General features: G+C 52.9%; 19 protein-coding genes and 1 pseudogene. 16 read left to right on the plus strand and 4 right to left on the minus strand.

Translation table 11 applies throughout. The features are described 5' to 3' along the window. Positions 1 to 147 precede the first annotated feature (147 nt). From JCM12308_RS30685 to JCM12308_RS21415, 8 genes are all read left to right on the plus strand, one after another. Positions 148 to 795: a GntR family transcriptional regulator gene (locus tag JCM12308_RS30685; RefSeq protein WP_208978833.1), complete on the plus strand. Its 648-nt coding sequence runs from the start codon at positions 148 to 150 to the stop codon at positions 793 to 795. Next, the gene (locus JCM12308_RS30690; protein ID WP_208978834.1) at positions 768 to 1,661 is read left to right on the plus strand and encodes an aminotransferase-like domain-containing protein; all 894 of its coding nucleotides are present in this window, start codon (positions 768 to 770) and stop codon (positions 1,659 to 1,661) included. The genes JCM12308_RS30685 and JCM12308_RS30690 overlap by 28 nt, the downstream gene beginning before the upstream one ends. Before the next feature lie 296 nt (positions 1,662 to 1,957). Next, positions 1,958 to 2,944 carry a taurine ABC transporter substrate-binding protein gene (locus JCM12308_RS21400; RefSeq protein ID WP_008548410.1) on the plus strand — a complete coding sequence of 329 codons (987 nt, stop codon included), beginning with the start codon at positions 1,958 to 1,960 and terminating at the stop codon, positions 2,942 to 2,944. Positions 2,945 to 3,067: 123 nt separating this feature from the next. Beyond that, on the plus strand, positions 3,068 to 3,850 hold the full coding sequence (locus tag JCM12308_RS21405) for an ABC transporter ATP-binding protein (protein WP_008548668.1): 783 nt from the start codon (positions 3,068 to 3,070) through the stop codon (positions 3,848 to 3,850). A 9-nt stretch (positions 3,851 to 3,859) separates the two neighbouring features. Next, positions 3,860 to 4,207, plus strand: coding sequence for an ABC transporter permease family protein (locus JCM12308_RS30695; protein ID WP_208978835.1), 348 nt, complete (start codon positions 3,860 to 3,862; stop codon positions 4,205 to 4,207). Then, positions 4,192 to 4,374 (plus strand): hypothetical protein, encoded by a 183-nt coding sequence (locus tag JCM12308_RS30700; protein WP_208978836.1) that lies wholly within the window; start codon positions 4,192 to 4,194, stop codon positions 4,372 to 4,374. The genes JCM12308_RS30695 and JCM12308_RS30700 overlap by 16 nt, the downstream gene beginning before the upstream one ends. Further along, positions 4,371 to 4,727, plus strand: coding sequence for an ABC transporter permease subunit (locus JCM12308_RS30705; RefSeq protein ID WP_208978837.1), 357 nt, complete (start codon positions 4,371 to 4,373; stop codon positions 4,725 to 4,727). The genes JCM12308_RS30700 and JCM12308_RS30705 overlap by 4 nt, the downstream gene beginning before the upstream one ends. A 331-nt stretch (positions 4,728 to 5,058) precedes the next feature. Next, the gene (locus JCM12308_RS21415; RefSeq protein ID WP_054785019.1) at positions 5,059 to 5,928 is read left to right on the plus strand and encodes an SDR family oxidoreductase; all 870 of its coding nucleotides are present in this window, start codon (positions 5,059 to 5,061) and stop codon (positions 5,926 to 5,928) included. On the opposite strand, the gene JCM12308_RS30710 is transcribed toward JCM12308_RS21415, so the two are convergent. Genes JCM12308_RS30710 through JCM12308_RS21425 form a run of 3 tightly spaced genes read right to left on the minus strand, consistent with a single transcriptional unit; the run spans position 5,921 to position 8,049 of the window. Then, the gene (locus JCM12308_RS30710) at positions 5,921 to 6,343 is read right to left on the minus strand and encodes a UTRA domain-containing protein (protein ID WP_208978838.1); all 423 of its coding nucleotides are present in this window, start codon (positions 6,341 to 6,343) and stop codon (positions 5,921 to 5,923) included. The two genes, JCM12308_RS21415 and JCM12308_RS30710, sit on opposite strands and share 8 nt — an antisense overlap. After that, positions 6,289 to 6,630, minus strand: a complete 342-nt coding sequence (locus tag JCM12308_RS30715; RefSeq protein ID WP_208978839.1) for a GntR family transcriptional regulator — start codon at positions 6,628 to 6,630, stop codon at positions 6,289 to 6,291. The genes JCM12308_RS30710 and JCM12308_RS30715 overlap by 55 nt, the downstream gene beginning before the upstream one ends. Positions 6,631 to 6,672: 42 nt before the next feature. Further along, entirely contained in the window at positions 6,673 to 8,049 is a 1,377-nt protein-coding gene (locus tag JCM12308_RS21425) for a formimidoylglutamate deiminase (RefSeq protein ID WP_054785020.1), read from the minus strand. Between the two features lie 272 nt (positions 8,050 to 8,321). On the opposite strand from JCM12308_RS21425, the gene hutI reads away from it, so the two are divergent. The 7 genes and pseudogenes from hutI (at position 8,322) to JCM12308_RS21460 (ending at position 17,191) form a co-directional block, all read left to right on the plus strand. Next, the gene (gene hutI / locus JCM12308_RS21430; RefSeq protein ID WP_054785021.1) at positions 8,322 to 9,557 is read left to right on the plus strand and encodes an imidazolonepropionase; all 1,236 of its coding nucleotides are present in this window, start codon (positions 8,322 to 8,324) and stop codon (positions 9,555 to 9,557) included. Positions 9,558 to 9,571: 14 nt separating this feature from the next. Further along, positions 9,572 to 11,140: a histidine ammonia-lyase gene (gene hutH, locus JCM12308_RS21435; RefSeq protein ID WP_054785022.1), complete on the plus strand. Its 1,569-nt coding sequence runs from the start codon at positions 9,572 to 9,574 to the stop codon at positions 11,138 to 11,140. Then, positions 11,141 to 11,968 carry an N-formylglutamate deformylase gene (gene hutG, locus JCM12308_RS21440; protein WP_083417178.1) on the plus strand — a complete coding sequence of 276 codons (828 nt, stop codon included), beginning with the start codon at positions 11,141 to 11,143 and terminating at the stop codon, positions 11,966 to 11,968. It begins immediately after the preceding gene. Positions 11,969 to 11,979: 11 nt separating this feature from the next. Beyond that, positions 11,980 to 13,665 (plus strand): urocanate hydratase, encoded by a 1,686-nt coding sequence (gene hutU / locus JCM12308_RS21445; protein ID WP_054785023.1) that lies wholly within the window; start codon positions 11,980 to 11,982, stop codon positions 13,663 to 13,665. Positions 13,666 to 13,825: 160 nt separating this feature from the next. Beyond that, positions 13,826 to 14,925 (plus strand): annotated as a pseudogene (locus JCM12308_RS21450) (TRAP transporter substrate-binding protein). A 191-nt stretch (positions 14,926 to 15,116) separates the two neighbouring features. After that, on the plus strand, positions 15,117 to 15,635 hold the full coding sequence (locus tag JCM12308_RS21455; protein WP_054785024.1) for a TRAP transporter small permease subunit: 519 nt from the start codon (positions 15,117 to 15,119) through the stop codon (positions 15,633 to 15,635). Continuing rightward, the gene (locus JCM12308_RS21460) at positions 15,632 to 17,191 is read left to right on the plus strand and encodes a TRAP transporter large permease (protein ID WP_083417180.1); all 1,560 of its coding nucleotides are present in this window, start codon (positions 15,632 to 15,634) and stop codon (positions 17,189 to 17,191) included. Before JCM12308_RS21455 ends, JCM12308_RS21460 begins: the two co-directional genes overlap by 4 nt. Positions 17,192 to 17,244: 53 nt before the next feature. On the opposite strand, the gene JCM12308_RS21465 is transcribed toward JCM12308_RS21460, so the two are convergent. Then, a complete protein-coding gene (locus JCM12308_RS21465; RefSeq protein ID WP_014283769.1) occupies positions 17,245 to 17,601 on the minus strand; it encodes a winged helix-turn-helix transcriptional regulator in 357 nt (118 codons plus the stop codon). Positions 17,602 to 17,685: 84 nt separating this feature from the next. On the opposite strand from JCM12308_RS21465, the gene JCM12308_RS21470 reads away from it, so the two are divergent. Then, positions 17,686 to 18,135 carry a GFA family protein gene (locus tag JCM12308_RS21470; protein ID WP_054785025.1) on the plus strand — a complete coding sequence of 150 codons (450 nt, stop codon included), beginning with the start codon at positions 17,686 to 17,688 and terminating at the stop codon, positions 18,133 to 18,135. The last annotated feature ends 71 nt before the right edge of the window (positions 18,136 to 18,206 follow it).

Genomic DNA, 18,206 nt, shown 5'->3' on the forward strand with positions numbered 1-18,206 from the left:
AGTTATTCACCAACAGTTCCCCAGAGGTACTGTGAGAAATATCTTGTCGTCGAAATATTAGGTCAGATAGGTCCAGTTGTTCTTGACCATAGAGCCAGATGAACTCATGCTGATACTTCGCTCGTGATTTGGAGGGAGGGGCCAGCCATGAGATACAGCTTGTTTTCCGTTGACCGGGATGACAGCACAACGCTGCAAAGTCAGATTCGCGAGATGCTCGTCTCTGCTATTCTTTCCGGCCAACTTGCTGAAAACACACCAGTTCCTTCAACACGTGCTTTGGCGAAACGGCTGAGTGTTTCGCGCAATACGGTGATGTTGGCGTATCAGGCACTGGCTGCAGATGGCTATCTGATTACCCGAGAGAGGTCGGGATTTTACGTCTCACCAGAGGTTATTGAGAATCTCGGACAGCTGCCAGATCCGGTCAGACCCAAGGAGCAGGTGCCTGGTGATCGGGTGGATTGGTCTTCAAAATTGCGGCTTACGCCCTCTACTCAGTTCAACATTCTGAAGACTGAGAACTGGCACAGCTACCCCTATCCGTTCATCTATGGGCAGGTGGATCCGACGCTGTTTCCAATCAGCGCCTGGCGGGATTGTGTACGCCAGACCATGAGCATCAAATGGCTGGATGCCTGGACTGATGATCGCTTTACAGCTGATGACCCCATGCTGATTGAGCAGATTCAGCGGCGTATTCTGATCCGCCGTGGAGTTATTGCCGAATCTGACGAGATTCTGGTGACGATGGGGCTCAGAACGCGTTGTTTCTCATCGCCCACCTGTTTGTAAGGCCGGACACGCCTGTTGCGTTGGAAGACCCAGGTTATCCTGATGTGCGCAACATCATGCAGCTGCGAAGCTCGGACATTCGGGCGATTCCCGTTGATGAGGAAGGCATTCGCGCGGACATGTTGGGGGATGCAAAGCTAGTCTATGTGACGCCCAGCCATCAGTTCCCTACCAACACCACGATGACTATGAAGCGGCGTAGGGAAGTGTTGGAATGGGCAGCGCAATCTGATGCGCTGATCATTGAAGATGATTATGAGTATGAGACCAACTACCGGGGGCAGCCGACTGCTGCACTTCGGTCTGTCGATGCATCAGGGCGTGTGCTTTACGTGGGCAGCCTTTCCAAGTCGATCATGCCGGGGTTGCGGATTGGGTTTATTGTGGCACCAAAGCCTGTGATCAAAGAAATCCGCGCAATGCGCCGGTTGATGCTACGCCACCCACCCGGCAACAACCAGCGCAGCGTTGCTCTGTTTCTGGCGCAAGGTTCGCAGGATGCGCTGATCAGCAAGCTGCATCACGCGTACTCCAACCGCTGGAATGCGCTGAGTGAAGCTATGGAGACGCACTTCCCCGGCTGGGCTCAGGTCTCTGCATTTGGGGGATCTTCTTTCTGGGTGAGTGGGCCGCCTGAACTGGATGCAACTGCGCTTGCGCAAGAAGCGTTGAAGAAAGGTGTTCTGATTGAACCGGGCAATGTGTTCTTTGCGGATCCAAGCCAGGGTAAAAACTATTTCCGCCTCGGCTTTTCTTCAATTCATGCTGACAAAATACCCAAGGGAATAGAAATACTCTCAGAGACAGCAGATAAATTGCTGCATCGCAGCACAAATAAACGAGAGAACCCTCTCATCAGCGCATAAACACTGATCTCTTCGTTTATTTATACAATTCTAAAATAGAAGAACGCGAGACACAGGACCATCTTCCGCAGAGATTAGGGAATTAATATTGCGATAGCGGGCATTTATATCTGCATCTCTCTTTGGAAATACTCTCTGGTTCTATCGGGATTCACAAACTGGCACTACCGAGTGATACGGTTTCATAGTGTCCTGAATCCTGAACATAATTCAAATTAACAAGTTTCCAGCGACAAGGGACGGTAAAAAATAAAGAAGGAATAAGCACTTAGCAACGCACTGGAGGGGGAATTGATATGGCATTGAAGAAGCTTGCAGGTAAACTGGCACTTGCAGCAGGCCTGGTGGCGAGCCTTGGAATGAGCACGGCTCATGCGCTTGATAAAATCACCGTCGCCTACTTTCTGGAATGGCCTACCGCGAACCAGGCAGCACAGATCGACAAGACCTATGATGAAGCTCTTGGTCTGGAAGTTGAATGGCGTGCCTTCGGTAATGGAAACGAGATGGTGCAGGCCATGGTTTCCGGCGATGTGCAGATTGCTTACAGTAACGGCTTTGTTCCCTTCGTTGTTGGTGTTTCCTCTGGTGCTCCGATTAAACTTGTAGGTGTGGCAGTCACTTACGCTGAAAATGACCTCTGCATTGTGCGCAATGATTCCGGCATTACCAAAGCAAATGCGAAGGAGCTAGAAGGGAAGAAAGTTGCGACACCGATCGGCAACGTAACCCACTACAAGCTCATTCGTACGCTGGATCACCTCGGCGTAGACATCAACAAAGTGAACCTTGTGCAGATGAACCCTGCCGATGCGGCGGTTGCTGTTGTGCGCGGTGATGTTGTGATGGGCTGTGCTTTTGGCGGTGCGTTGGACCGTATGAAAACCGTTGGTACACCGTTGATGACTGGTGCTGAACAGGAAGCCGTTGGCATCAACACGTTTGATGTGGTGAATGTAACCAACGACTTTGCAGCAGAGCATCCAGATCTGGTGAAGAAGTTCATGGAAGTTACCAATCAGGCCAACACCACCTACAACAGTAATCCGGATGCGGTTTACGACAAGATCGCCCTTGCTGCAGGTATGGATCTTGAACCCGCCAAGAAGATGATCGCGAACTTCGGCTTTCCAACCAGCGAAGAGCAGCTTCAGGAAAACTGGCTTGGTGGTGGTATTCAAGCAGCGGCTAAAGGCGTGGCTGATGTGATGGTTTCAGCTGGCGGTCTGGATGAAGCGCTGGACGACTACTCCCAGTTCGTCGACGCAAGCTACCTCAAATAAAAACAATTAGAAAATGGCGGGCTTTGTCCCGCCATTCTTCCAAGAACAAGACCGGGCGAACCAGGCATTTTCCAAAGAACCGGGAGAAGCGCTTTGAGTGGAATAGTTGCCGACAATATCTCTATGGTTTTCACCCTTCCCAATGGTGATCAAGTCCATGCTCTCAACAACGTCAATCTGAATGTAAAGGATGGTGAGATCATCTCCGTTCTTGGTCCATCCGGATGCGGTAAAACAACTCTTCTCAACATCATTGCAGGCTTTCTTCGTCCGACCTCCGGCAAAATCGTCCGCGAGAATGTGGATGTGACCGGCCCCGGCCCGGACCGCGGAATGGTGTTTCAGCAAGGCGCGTTGTTTGAATGGATGACCGTTGAGAAGAATATTGCATTTGGCCCAAAGATGGCTGGGCGTCCCGCTGCTGAAACCAAGCGCAAAGTGGATGAGCTGCTGCAGATTGTAGGCCTGCAAGACTTTGGCAAAAAGCCGGTTTATCAGCTTTCCGGCGGCATGCAGCAACGTGTGGCTCTGGCTCGCTGCCTTGCCAACGATCCGGAAGTGATCCTGATGGATGAACCACTTGGCGCACTGGATGCTCTGACCCGCGAAAAGATGCAGAGCCTTGTGCTGAAGCTTTGGAAAGAGACGCGCAAAACCATTATTCTTATCACGCATTCCGTTGAGGAAGCACTCTTCCTTGGGGAACGCCTGATTGTGATGGCACCACGTCCTGGCCGAATCCTGCGTGAATACGAGCTTCCGTTTGCAGATCTCGGATTGGTGGAGAGTCCTCGTCAGATCAAAGCTTCACCGGAGTTTGTGAAAACGCGCGAAGAAATCCTGTCTCTCATCTGGGGCATGGAAGAAGAGATTATGGGCAATGACCAAGAGCTGGAACCAGCATAGGAGGCCAATATGAGCAAGCATCACACGCCGCCCTCCGGCCTATCTGTTTGGCTTGGGCTTAAAGACAATGTTTTCACGCAGCAAAAGACCGTTCGTTTTGGCGACGCCAGCGCCGTCAACTCTGGCCGGTTCTACTCCATCCTGACCGTTGTTGTGCTGCTGGCCGCATGGGGCATCGCAAGCGCCTTGGGCATGCTAGAGAGTTTCTATTGGCCATCGGTGGACGCGACGATCACACGAATGAGCAAGCTGCTTTCCGCTGGTTTCAGAAACGTGGCGTTCTGGGATCATATTGGTATCTCGGTGTTCCGTGTTCTTGCTGGCGTTTTGCTGGGAGCCTCGTGGGCATCCCTCTAGGTCTGGCCATGGGGCTTTCTTCCGTTGCTCGCGGCTTGTTTGATCCCATCGTGGAGTTTATGCGCCCGATCCCTCCGCTGGCATTGATCCCGCTGATCATTCTGTGGTTTGGCATTGATGAGACAGCAAGATCTTCCTGCTGTTCCTTGCATCCCTGTTCATCATGACGATTGCAGCACGCTCTGGCGTGAACAGCGTCAAGATCACCAAGGTGCACGCAGCTTACTCATTGGGTGCCTCGCGTACACAGATCCTGTTTCATGTAATCCTGCCCAATGCACTGCCAGAGATCTTCACTGGTCTGCGTACGGCGATGGGCGTTTGCTGGGGCACTGTTGTGGCGGCGGAGCTGGTGGCAGCTGATAAGGGTGTCGGCTCCATGATCATGATTGCAAAGAACTTTTTGCAGACAGATACGGTGGTTATCGGCATCTTTGTGATCGGGCTTATCGGATACACGATTGAGCTGGGCATGCGGTATCTGGAACGCTGGCTTATTCCGTGGCAAGGCAAAGGTTAAAAGCCAACAAAGGGCCACTCATTTAAAAGAGGGGAGAGCTGAAAGGCTCTTCCCTTTTTTCGTTAAGGCCTACGCAATCACGTTGCCTATGCACAATTACCGGTTGATTTTAGCTGCTAAAGCTCCCATTTTTTGAGAGTAGGATTGAGGGCATTAGAGGTGTATTTCTGCCTGATCTCATCCTTGCATAAAAAGCAAACCTTGCTTCGGTCAAGCGTATGCCGTCCGGCCTCTGCTCCTTGGTTGAGTAAGCACCCAAAAGGTAATTGGCGCCTTTTCATTTTCCCCGGCTGCCGACCTTTTGCGGCACCTAATATTTGAGGGAATTGCCATGAAGAGTGTCGTTATTGCAGGCGCAACTGGTTATCTGGGCTCCTATCTCGTTTCCTACTACAGAAAACAGGGTTGGCACGTTCGTGCTCTTGTCCGCGATGAGCAGTCTGCTCGTGCAAAGGGCCTTGACGCCAGTGAGTTTTTTGAGGGAGAAGCGACTAAACCCGCCAGCCTGCATGGATTGATGGATAATGCTGATCTGGTCATTTCTGCTCTCGGTATCACGCGCCAGAAAGACGGCCTGAGTTACAACGACGTTGATTATCAGGCCAATAAGAACCTGTTAGATCTGGCGGTTGAGAACAGTGTCCCTCAGTTTGCTTACATTCATGTTCTGAACGCGACCAAGTTACTGGATGTTCAGCTGGTGCGTGCAAAGCAGCATTTTGTGGAGGCTCTTCAGGCTGCCCCAATCAAAAGCACCGTGATTTCACCCAGTGGTTACTTCTCTGATCTGGAGGAGTTTTTTGGAATGGCAAAGTCCGGGCGGGTCTACATGTTTGGTTCGGGTGATTATCGGATCAACCCTATCCACGGTGCTGATCTGGCTGCAGCTTGCTTCGACATTATCAAGGACGGCCAGGCTTATGCTGAAGTAGGCGGGCCGGTGAAGTATACCCACAACGAGCTGGCTGAGATTGCCTTTAAGAGCCTGCAGAAGAAAGCCAAGATCACGCATCTGCCCAACTGGATTAGCGTTGCTTTGCAGCGGCTTCTGGAGACTTTCACCTCAGCGAAGACGTACGGCCCAATCCAGTTTTTCCTGAGCGCGATGCGGATGGATATGATCGGCAAATGCTATGGCAAAATCCGGCTGGAAGATCACTTCGCTCAGTTGGTGCAAAAAGAGAAGCAGAAGACTAGCTGAAGATCGGCTCATCCGAGCTACGCGTAGCCATGTGATAACGACTGCCAGGATGTACTAGCCGCACGTAAGTGATGCCCTGCCCTGAAATCCAAGTACGGCGCTCGATGGTGAACACGGGCTCGCAGTCTTCCAGCTGGAGCAGTCGTTGCTCTTCAGCTGTGGCTTTGTCCGCACGGAAGACATGTTCAATGCTTGGATGAGGGACACGCTGCAGTAGCCACTCGTTGGGGCCAATATCTGCAAAGCTTTCCTCAGTAGCTTCTGGCAATGCAGAGAGGTTGATCCAGCGGACATCCAACTGCTGAGGGATGCCATCCCCATAATGCAGGCTTTTCAGGAAGAGAGCCTTTTCATTCTGGTTCAGTCCAAGCTGGATGCGGGCGTCTTCTGGTGGCAAAGCTTCCAGACGCTCCAAAAGCAGATACTTGTAGGCTTGACCTTTGTTCTCGATCTCCTGCCGGATGACCGGAATGGTGATGGTTGCAGGGTGAGACTTGGGCTGGACAACACGGGTTCCGGCCTTGCGGCGGCGTTCAACCAGCCTGCATCAGCAAGCTCCCGCATGGCGCGGTTGACGGTTGCACGGGTACAGCCAAACTCCTCTGAGAGCGCTTGTTCGCTTGGCAGCAGATCACCCGGCTGCCATTGCTGGCTGGTGATCCTCTCCTGCAAAATGCCTCTGATTTCCTTATAGGATCGCAAGCGCTCTTCCTGTCGTTTTCAAGAAAATGAATTTGGGCGTTGTTAGGCTGCTTCCAGCAAAACTGCAAGCTGTTCTCTGTATTTAGCGGTGATAGCTGCGCGGTGGATGTGCTGCCCATCCTTCACCATGTGTCGTCCGGCGGACCAGACATCAGTTACGACACGATCATCACCTGCAAAAATCCAATAATCCAGATATTGGTCTGGCCTCAGGCCGGTGAACTCCACCCGTGCTGTATCAATCGCGACGACATCTGCGAGGCTGCCTTCTTTGAGCTCACCAGTGCTGCGACCCAAAGCCTGAGCTCCACCTTTGGCTGCGGCCTGATACATGGCGGTGCCAACAGATCCTTCGCCGTTCAACATGACATTTCGGGACTGATCACGCAGGCGCTGGCTGTATTCCAGCACGCGCAGTTCCTCAGAAAGTGAGATGCGCAGGTTGCTGTCAGAACCAACACCATAGACACCACCTGCTTCGATGAAGGTCGGCCCGTTGAATATGCCATCGCCAAGGTTTGCTTCGGTGATTGGGCACAGGCCCGCTACGGCACCAGCTTTTGCCATAGCCACAGTTTCTTCTGTGGTCATATGGGTGGCGTGTACGAAACACCAGTTGTTGCGGACATCAACGTTGTTCAGCAGCCATTCGATTGGGCGTGCCCCAAGCCATTCTTGAACAGCTTCGACTTCCTTCATCTGCTCTGAGATGTGGATGTGCACTGGCTTGCCAGCAAAGACGGATGCAATCTCACGCAACTGATCGGGATTGGTCGCGCGCAGAGAATGCGGCGCGATGCCGAACTGGCAATCTGCCGGCAGAGATATCGTTAGGGATTTCGACGCTTCTTCAATGAGTTGCAGGTGGCGTTCCAGATCATTGCCGAACCGTAGTTGTCCGCCGCTTAAAGGCTGCTCGCCAGCACCACCGTAGGAGTAAAGAACCGGCAAATGAGTGAGGCCGATGCCTGTTTGATTGGCAGCGGCAAATATGCGGAGGCTCATTTCTGCGAGGTTGTCGTAAGGCGTTCCATCTGGCTGGTGATGAAGGTAGTGGAACTCGCCAACACTGGCGTACCCAGCCTCTAACATCTCCATGTAAACCAGCGCGGCGATTGCCTCGACCTGTTCCGGGCGCAATTGCCCCAGAAACCGATACATCAGCTCGCGCCATGTCCAGAAACTATCCTTCCCCTTCTGGCGAACTTCGGTCATGCCTGCCATTGCCCGTTGGAAGGCGTGCGAGTGCAGATTGGCAGGGGCCGGACAGATCATCCTGTTTTTGCCAGAAACCTCTTCACCTTCAGGCGTCACGCCGGTCTCAACGGTTTTTATGGTGCCGTCAGCGTTCAGGTGCAAACGCACATTCTCGGTAAGACCAGTGGGGAGTAAAGCCTGCCCTGCGAAGATGGTTTTCATTGCTCACTCAATAGTTTGATGTGAAACGTCGATCAATTCAGATCATTTTTGCAGTAATAAGCATATACATAAATGCACCTCACACAACCATCCTCTTTTTCTAAGATATCACCAGACAAAGGTTAAAATGGCTGAATTTAGCTATTTATTTAATTGATACTGCTGGGTTAGGCTAAAAATTACTCACACTGCATATTTTTTATGTATAGACATTAAGCGATTTCCATGTAGATTTTTACTGAAGTGAATTCACGTGGAATCTCGGGAGGTCCATGACAAGCGGGAGAACCGTACTCACCAACCTGACGGCTGCAACTCTGTCTGCACAGGCAGATGGCTATGGCCTGATCCACGATGCCGCCATTGCGATTGAGGCAGATTCCATCAGCTGGATTGGCCCTGCAAAGGAGCTGCCGGAGGAATGGAAAGACGCACCTCAGGTAGATCTGAACGGACGCCTTGCCACTCCTTCTCTCATCGATTGCCACACGCATATCGTCTACGGCGGTTCCCGCGCTCGCGAGTTTGAGATGCGGTTGAATGGTGCGACGTACGAAGAGATCGCCCGTGCGGGTGGGGGCATCCGTTCTACGGTATCTGCAACACGTGCCGCCAATGAAGAAGAGCTCTTGGCAAGTGCATTGCCACGCGTTGATGCGTTGCTGGCAGAAGGTGTAACGCTTCTGGAGATCAAATCGGGATACGGATTGGATCTTGATACAGAGCTGAAAATGCTGCGTGTTGCGCGAAAGATTGGCGAACTTCGTCCTGTCAAAGTGCTGACCACTTTCCTCGGCGCACATGCGTTGCCGCCAGAGTATGAAGGACGCAGTGACGATTACATCAGCTTTGTCTGCGATGAGGTACTTCCGGCTGTCAAAGCAGAAAATCTGGCTGATGCGGTTGATGCATTTTGTGAAGGCATTGCCTTTTCTCCTGAGCAAGTGAGCCGTGTGTTTGATCGTGCGCAGGAGCTCGGCCTTCCGGTCAAGATCCACTCCGAGCAGCTTTCCAACCTTGGCGGTACTGCAATGGCTGCCAGCCACAAAGCACTTTCCGCCGACCATCTGGAGTATCTGGATGCTGCTGGCATTCAGGCTATGAAGGATGCGGGCACCGTTGCCGTTCTGTTACCGGGTGCGTTCTACTTTCTGCGCGAAACTCAGTATCCTCCCCTTCAGGAGTTGCGGGATGCTGGCGTTCCAATTGCGTTGGCGACAGATGCTAACCCGGGATCTTCTCCCCTTACCTCGCTCCTGCTTTGCATGAATATGGCTTGCACCTTGTTCCGCATGACACCGCAGGAAGCTTTGGCTGGCATCACACGCAATGCGGCGCAGGCATTGGGGCAATCTGAGTTTTGCGGAACGCTAGAAGCTGGCAAGCAGGCCAACATTGCGATCTGGGATGTGAAAGAGCCAGCCGAACTGGCCTATCGCATCGGGTTCAACCCACTGAATCGCCTGTATTTCCTCGGCGAAGACATCACAAAAACACAAGCAAATTAAGCACTGAGGCATTCATGACGACTTCCCCCTCCACTTCTTCCAGACCTAAGCTGGTTTTAAAGCCGGGAGAACTTACTCTCACTCAACTTCGCCAGATCTACCGTGAAGAGACGAATGTCGAGCTGGACCGCTCCTGCAAAGACGGTGTTGAGCGAGCCGCTGCAATTGTTCATAGCGCGGCACAGGGTGATACGCCGGTGTATGGGGTAAACACGGGTTTTGGTAAGCTTGCCTCGGTTAAAATTCCGGCTGAAGATACTGCTACCCTGCAGAGAAACCTCATTCTTTCCCACTGTTGCGGTGTTGGTGAGGTTCTGCCGCAAAACATCGTGCGTTTGGTGATTGTGCTTAAACTTGCCTCATTGGGGCGTGGCGCATCTGGTGTTCGTTGGGAGCTGATTGAGTGCCTTGAGCAGATGCTGGAGCATAACGTTGTGCCTGTTGTTCCGGGTCAGGGCAGTGTTGGTGCTTCCGGTGATCTGGCACCTCTTTCTCACGTGGCTGCGGTGATGCTGGGCGAAGGCGAAGCGTTCTTTGGTGGCGTGCGCGTTTCTGGCAAAGAAGCGATGCAGCTGGCTGGTATTCCGACAATTCAGCTGGCAGCGAAAGAAGGCCTTGCGCTGATCAATGGAACGCAGGTGTCGACCGCTCTGGCTTTGGCCGGTTTGTTCCAGGCCCATCGCCTTGCAAAGACTGCGTTGATTACCGGCGCGATGTCCGTAGACGCGCTGATGGGTTCTGGTGCTCCATTCCGTCCTGAAATCCACGAGCTACGTGGCCACAAAGGACAGATTTCTGCTGCAGCTACCATTCGCGAGCTGATGTCTGGTTCTGCAATTCGCGAAAGCCATCGTGAGGATGATGAGCGTGTGCAGGATCCATACTGCCTGCGCTGTCAGCCACAGGTGATGGGCGCGGTGTTAGGGCTGCTCGCTCAAGTGGGATATACGTTGGAGATTGAAGCGAACGCGGTGACTGATAACCCGCTGGTGTTCAAAGACGGTTCTGTCGTTTCTGGCGGTAATTTCCATGCTGAACCTGTAGCGTTTGCTGCGGACCAGACCGCGCTTGCTATTGCAGAAATTGGGGCAATTGCACAGCGCCGGATTGCGACGCTGGTTGACCCTGCACTTAACTACGGGCTGCCGCCCTTCCTGACACCTAATCCGGGTCTCAACTCTGGTTTCATGATTGCGGATGTGACGTCTGCTGCACTTTACAGCGAAAACAAGCAACGGGCTGCGCCATGTTCCGTAGATTCCACGCCGACCAGTGCCAATCAGGAAGACCATGTTTCCATGGCAACCCATGCTGCACGGCGTTTGATCGACATGAACTCCAACCTTTCCAAAATCATCGGTATTGAGTTGCTGATGGCGGCGCAGGGCATTGAGTTCCGGATTCCACTCAAAACCAGCCCGATCCTGCAGGATGTTGTGGCTGCGGTTCGCGAAGATATCGAAGAGCTGGAAGACGATCGCTACATGGCGCCGGATCTTGAGAAAGCTGCAAAGCTTGTTGCTTCTGGCCGGATTTTTGAAGCTGCCAGCAAAGCTCAGTTCTTTAAGCTAGAGGAGGCCTGATTGACCTACTCCTTCTCACCACTGATCAAAAAAGGTGACAGCCCGATAGTGCTGGCTCAGCCGCATGGTGGTACTGATGTGCCGCTGTCGATCTGGGACAGGTTCAACTCTGTCGGGCAAGCACTGGCTGATACGGATTGGCACATCAACCGCCTGTATGATGGTTTGCTTGAGAATGCCAGTGTGATCCAGACGCCTGTGCATCGCTATGTGATTGATGCTAATCGCGACCCTGCGGGTGTTTCGCTCTATCCCGGCCAGAACACCACTACACTCTGCCCTCTGACAGACTTTGATGGTCGTCCGATCTATCGTGATGGGCAGGAACCATCAGAAGATGAAGTTGAAGAGCGCCGTGCTACATTTCACGCGCCTTATCATGAGGCGATTGTGGACGAGCTGGAGCGCGTAAGGCAGAAGTTTGGTGTGGCCGTTCTTTATGACTGCCATTCCATCCGCTCCAACATTCCGTTTCTGTTTGAAGGTGAGTTACCTGTATTCAACATTGGCACCAATATTGGGCAGACCTGCGCTCCGATGATTGAGCAGATCACCATTGATGCCTGCCGTGCAGATGCCAGCGTAGAAACGGTGGTGAATGCTCGCTTCAAAGGTGGCTGGACCACTCGCCACTACGGCAAGCCTGAGACTGGCATCCACGCCATTCAGATGGAGACTGCGCAGCGGGCTTACATGTTTGAGCAGAGCCCATGGGCTTACGCTCCAGAGCACGCTCACAAAACACGTGCCACCCTCAAATCTATTCTTTCTCAGTTAGAAGCGCAGGCCCTTGCAGGGGCATTTTCAAGCGCCAGCACAAGTCGCTAACGGAGCCGACCATGACCGATACGCTCACTCAAGATCCTCGCAAGAACACCCGCGATATCTTTCCACCAACCGGACCAGAGCTGAACGCAAAGAGCTGGCTGACAGAAGCGCCTATGCGCATGCTCATGAACAACCTGCATCCTGATGTGGCTGAGAACCCGCATGAACTGGTGGTTTATGGTGGCATTGGCCGCGCTGCACGGACATGGAAAGACTTTGACACCATTGTCGATACGCTGAAGAATCTGGAAGCTGATGAGACCTTGCTGGTTCAATCCGGCAAGCCTGTTGGCGTGTTCCGCACGCATGAGAATGCACCGCGTGTTCTGATCGCCAACTCCAACCTCGTCCCACACTGGGCGAACTGGGATCACTTCAACGAGCTGGATAAAAAAGGTCTGGCAATGTACGGCCAGATGACTGCTGGCTCGTGGATCTATATTGGCTCTCAGGGCATTGTTCAGGGTACTTATGAGACCTTCGTGGAGGCTGGTCGTCAGCACTACGGCGGTGATCTGAAAGGCAAGTGGATCCTGACTGGCGGCCTTGGCGGTATGGGTGGTGCTCAGCCACTTGCTGCTGTGATGGCTGGTGCTTGCTGTCTGGCCGTTGAGTGTAACGAAGACAGCATCGATTTCCGCCTACGCACTAAATACGTCGATGAAAAAGCCAAGACGCTTGATGAAGCGCTGGAGATGATTGAGCGCTGGACGGCAGCTGGTGAAGCCAAATCCGTTGGCTTGCTCGGCAATGCCGCTGACATCTTCGCTGAGCTTGTTGAGCGTGGCGTTCGTCCGGATATCGTGACTGACCAGACTTCCGCTCATGATCCAATCAATGGCTATCTGCCACAGGGCTGGACCATGGCAGAGTGGAAGGAAAAGCGCGAGAGCGATCCTAAAGCCGTTGAGAAAGCTGCACGGGCTTCTATGAAAGTGCATGTGAAGGCGATGCTGGACTTCCATGAGCGCGGTATTCCAACAGTTGATTATGGCAACAACATCCGCCAGATGGCGTTTGAGGAAGGCCTGGAGAATGCCTTCGACTTCCCGGGTTTTGTGCCTGCTTACATTCGTCCGCTGTTCTGTAAAGGTGTTGGTCCATTCCGTTGGGCAGCACTTTCAGGTGATCCTGAGGACATCTATAAAACAGACCAGAAGGTGAAGGAACTCATCCCAGATGATCCGCACCTGCACAACTGGCTGGATATGGCGCGCGAGCGTATTTCCTTCCAAGGTCTGCCTGCGCGTATTTGCTGGGTTGGTCTGGGTCAGCGTCACCGTCTCGGCCTTGCCTTCAACGAAATGGTTCGCAACGGCGAGCTGAAGGCACCGGTGGTGATTGGTCGTGACCATCTGGATTCTGGATCCGTGGCTTCTCCAAACCGTGAAACTGAGTCTATGATGGATGGCTCTGATGCTGTTTCTGACTGGCCTCTGCTCAACGCTCTGCTGAACACAGCATCTGGCGCAACCTGGGTGTCATTGCACCACGGTGGTGGCGTTGGAATGGGCTTTTCCCAGCATTCCGGCATGGTGATTTGCTGCGACGGAACTTCGGGCGCAGACGAACGGATTGGCCGTGTTCTTTGGAATGACCCTGCGACAGGTGTTATGCGCCATGCGGACGCAGGCTACCAATTGGCAATTGATTGCGCCAAGGAGAATGGTTTGAACTTACCTTCTCTAGGTAAGTAACTGATTCAGTACGACAAACTCGCCCTAGGTAAGTTTTAGTTTCCGTTTCCGGGCAAACTGGTTCAGCCGCGTATTTTTGGCATTCCAGACTTTACACAAAAACCGATGAGGGACCGTGCTTTGCGGCCCCTTGTTATTCTAATTTTTGAGGGGAAAAATTATGAAAAGACGTGATTTTCTTAAGGGTGCAGGTGTTGCAGCAACTGGCGTCGCCGCTGCTTCTGCTCTGGCAGCTCCGGCTGTAGCTTCCGACAAGATCAAGTGGAAGATGGTCACCTCGTGGCCTAAGAACCTTCCGGGTCCTGGCGTTGCAGCGCAGATGCTTGCAGACCGTATCACCATGCTTTCCGGTGGTCGCATTGAGGTTAAGCTCTATGCCGCTGGAGAACTGGTTCCAGGCCGTGGTGTGTTTGATGCAGTATCGGAGGGGACTGCAGAACTTTACCACTCAGTGCCTGCTTACTGGGGCTCCAAGTCCAAAGGCTTCTTGCTGTTTGGTTCTCAGCCATTCGGTTTGACCGCAGATGAGCAGTACGGCTGGATGGCACATGGTGGTGGTCAGGCGCTGTATGACGAAATGTATGCGCGCTTTAACCTGAAGCCGTTCCTGTGTGGCAACTCTGGTCCTCAGGCTGCTGGCTGGTTCCGTACCGAGATCAACTCCGCTGAAGACCTGAAAGGTCTGCGTTTCCGTACAACTGGTCTTGCTTCTGAAATGTGCACCAAGATGGGTATGGCAGTTCAGGCTATGGGTGGACGTGACATGTTCCAGGCCCTGCAGACTGGCACACTGGATGCTGGTGAGTTCATCGGCCCTTGGACAGACTCTGCTCTGGCTTCTATCAGGTTGCCAAGAACTACTACTTCCCGGGCGTAGGCGAGCCAAGCTCCGCAGAAGAATGTGCCGTCAACTCCGAGGCTTACAATGCGCTGCCAGATGACCTGAAGCAGGTTGTCGCGTTCGCATGCTCGTCGCTCTACAACGATGTTTGGACCGAATACACCACCAATCACGCTAAGGCTTTGAAGAAGCTGGTTGCTGAAAAAGGTGTGATGGTAAAGAACTTGCCAGAAGACGTTCTGCTGGCGATGGGCAATGCTGCTGGTGAAGTCATCGGCGAACTGCGTGGAAATGACGACGAGCTGGTGAAGCGCATCACAGAGAGCTTCCTCACCTACCGTGAATCCATGAAGGAATACAAACCTCTGGCAGATAACGGCCAGATGAATATGCGCCTTCTGGACATCAATTACGGTTAAGCAGCTGTCACCCGGCAAGCATCCTGTTTGCTGACATTTTCTGCACGACACAAAGTCGGGGCTTCTGGCCCCGGCTGTTCTCCTGCTTTCTTCAGTTCAGCCGCGTCTCATCCGCCGATAATCGGTTCCCATAGCTTTGAGATACGCTCTGGAAAGCCAAGAAAATACTCTGGCCTGATCGGATTTTACCGATGACCTCTGTTGTTTCGAAACTCGACGCAATCAACCGCTTGGTTGGCCACACCATCCGCTGGTTTGCGTTGCTCATGCTGCTGTTGCAGTTTGGGATCGTTCTGCTGCGCTATCTGTTTGGCGTCAGCTACATCTTCCTCGGCGAAGGCGTGCTTTACATGCATGCATCTGTTTTCATGCTTGGCGCTGGCTATACGCTTTTGGCTGACAAGCATGTACGCGTCGATATCTTTTACGGGCAGGCGTCTCCCAAGGCCAAAGCCATCATCAATCTGATCGGAGCACTGTTCTTTTTGCTACCCACTGTTGGTCTGTTACTCTGGATCAGCTGGCCCTTTGTTTACAACAGCTGGAAGATCCTTGAAGGACCGATTTCGGTTGGCGGTATTCCCGCAAGCTTCCTGCTTAAGAGCCTTGTTCCTGCATTTTGTGGCCTCCTGATTATTCAGGGCATCTCCGGCATTCTAAGGGATGGGCTGTTTTTATGCGGCGTTGATGTTGAGGAGCCAAAGCTGTGACTGAGTTTCTCGACATATTCATGTTCGCGGGCCTGTGCTTTGCGATCCTGCTGGGCTATCCGGTGGCCTTCACCATCGCTGGTGTGGCCGTGCTCTTTGCTATTCTTGGAGCGATGACCGGTGCGTTTGATACCGGGCTGCTGGGTGCACTTTCACAGCGCATTTTCGGTACGATGACTAACAACGTACTGATTGCAATCCCGCTCTTTGTGTTCATGGGGCTGGTGCTTGAACGCAGTCGCATTGCAGAAGATTTGCTGGAAGAGATGGGCAAGCTGTTCGGCTCGCTCCGCGGTGGTCTGGGGATCTCTGTTGTGCTTGTGGGAGGACTGCTGGCAGCCTCAACCGGTATTGTGGGCGCAACGGTGGTGACCATGGCGTTGATCGCTCTGCCGACCATGCTGCGTAATGGATATGATCCTAAGCTGGCGGCAGGTACTGTGTGTACCGCTGGCACACTCGGGCAGATCATTCCCCCATCCACTCTGCTGATCATCCTTTCTGAAGTGATGTCCAACGCCTATCAGCAGGCTCAATTTGCGGAAGGCAAATTCACCGTAGAGACCATCAGCGTAGGCCAAACCTTTGCGGCTGCGCTGGTTCCAGGTCTGATGCTGGTGGGTGTCTATATTGTTTATCTGCTGATCCGCGCCTATTTGCAGCCGAGCTCTGCACCTGCCATGGACAAGCGTGTTCTAGGGGAGACATCGGCGCGTCGGATTGCTTCCGTTCTGATCCCACCAGTCGCGCTGATTATTGCGGTTCTGGGTTCCATTCTGGGTGGTGTTGCAACACCGACAGAAGCGGCTGCGGTTGGTGCAGTCGGTGCTTTGCTGTTGGCGGGTTTCCGACTGAGTAATGGCAAATCCAACGTGTTGCTTGGTGCGAGTGTTGTGGCTCTGCTGGCGGTGATCGCGCTGGCTGGGATGACCACTATCCGCTTGCAACGCAGCGAGTTGACTGTCACTGATTATGGCCTTGCTGGTGTTGCGATTGTGTTGCTGATCATTGGCATCAGCGGTCTGCTTCAAAGTGTGATGCGTATGTGGCGATCTCAGCTGCTTGCGCCGGTGATGACCAACACACTCTCCATCTCAGCGATGATCTTTGCGACGATCATTGGGGCAAGTGTGTTCTCTCTGATTTTCCGAGGTCTTGGTGGTGACGCTCGCATTGAGGAGCTGATCTCTGCAATGCCAGGCGGTGAGATGGGTGCCCTGCTGTTTGTGATGGCGCTGATTTTTGCCCTCGGCTTCTTCATGGATTTCGTAGAGATCTCCGTAATCCTACTGCCGATCGTTGGCCCTACCCTGCTGATGATGGGTTTTGATCCTATCTGGCTTTCTGTGATGATCGCTATCAACCTGCAGACCAGCTTCCTGACACCACCATTCGGGTTCTCGCTGTTTTATCTGCGTGGTGCGGCCCCGCCCGAGATCACAACAGGTATGATCTACAAGGGGGTGCTGCCTTATATCCTGCTGCAGATTGTCGGGATGGGGCTGGTCTGGTTCTTCCCTCAGATCGCAACCTGGTTGCCGTCAGTTCTGTTCTGACGAGAAGGGGCAACGGAGTTTGAGAAAGGCTGGATGTCACATCCAGCCTTTTTCTATACGCGCTTCTGCATGAAGCTTTCTGGTGGGATCCACGTTTCAGGCATGTGCTTGTTGGCCCACCGACACATTTCCTGAAGCACAGGCAAGATATCCTTGCCGCGATCTGACAGCAGATATTGGTAGCGTTTGGGATTCGATTGGTAGAGCTCTTTGGTGACCATGCCAGCCGCTTCCAGCTGATTCAGGCGAACGGTCAGAACGCTTGTCGTGATCTTTTCCGGTGAACTCAGGAACTCTGAGAAGATCTTTTTTCCGTTGAACATATCCCGCAGGATCAAAAGGCTCCAGCGGTCTCCGACGATATCTAGCGTATTCGCGATGGGGCAGCCGGAACGGTTTTCGGTTGACATACCGCCATTCTCTCCTATTGTGAATAGTAACTTGCAATTTACAAGTCACTAAAACATCTCTCAACTCAGACTAAGGATAGTATCATGGAAAGCGCATTTACAGGGTCTTGCCTTTGCGGGAATGTACAGCTGAAATCAAGAATGAAGCCGCAGATGGCCGCGCATTGCCACTGTGATGACTGTCGTAAGTCATCGGGGACAGGGCATTGCACCCATGCGGCCCTGCCTAAAGAAGCGGTGGAAGTGACTGGAGAGCTCACATTTTTCGACAAACCTGCCGACAGCGGGAATGTGGTCACACGAGGCTTTTGCCCAACCTGTGGCAGTGCGATGTACTCTCTGAACTCATCTATGACAGATCTGATCTTCGTGCGTGCATCAGCTGTTGATCAGCCGGAGGTTATTGAGCCTCAGGTGAATGTGTATGCCAGCCGGGCACCATCTTGGGATGAGGTTGATCCAAAGCTTCCAGCTTTCCCGGAAATGCCTCCGCAAGGGTCCCGAGAAGTTATCGAAGAAGGCGTTCACGAGTAACGCTTCTTTCCTGTGAAGCAGAGACGCGTACACCCCCAACGTAGCGCAGTCTGTTTTTCTGACACAAATAG

This window comes from Pseudovibrio denitrificans JCM 12308 (genome assembly GCF_001310815.1).
In the GTDB taxonomy this organism is placed as follows: Bacteria; Pseudomonadota; Alphaproteobacteria; order Rhizobiales; family Stappiaceae; genus Pseudovibrio; species Pseudovibrio denitrificans.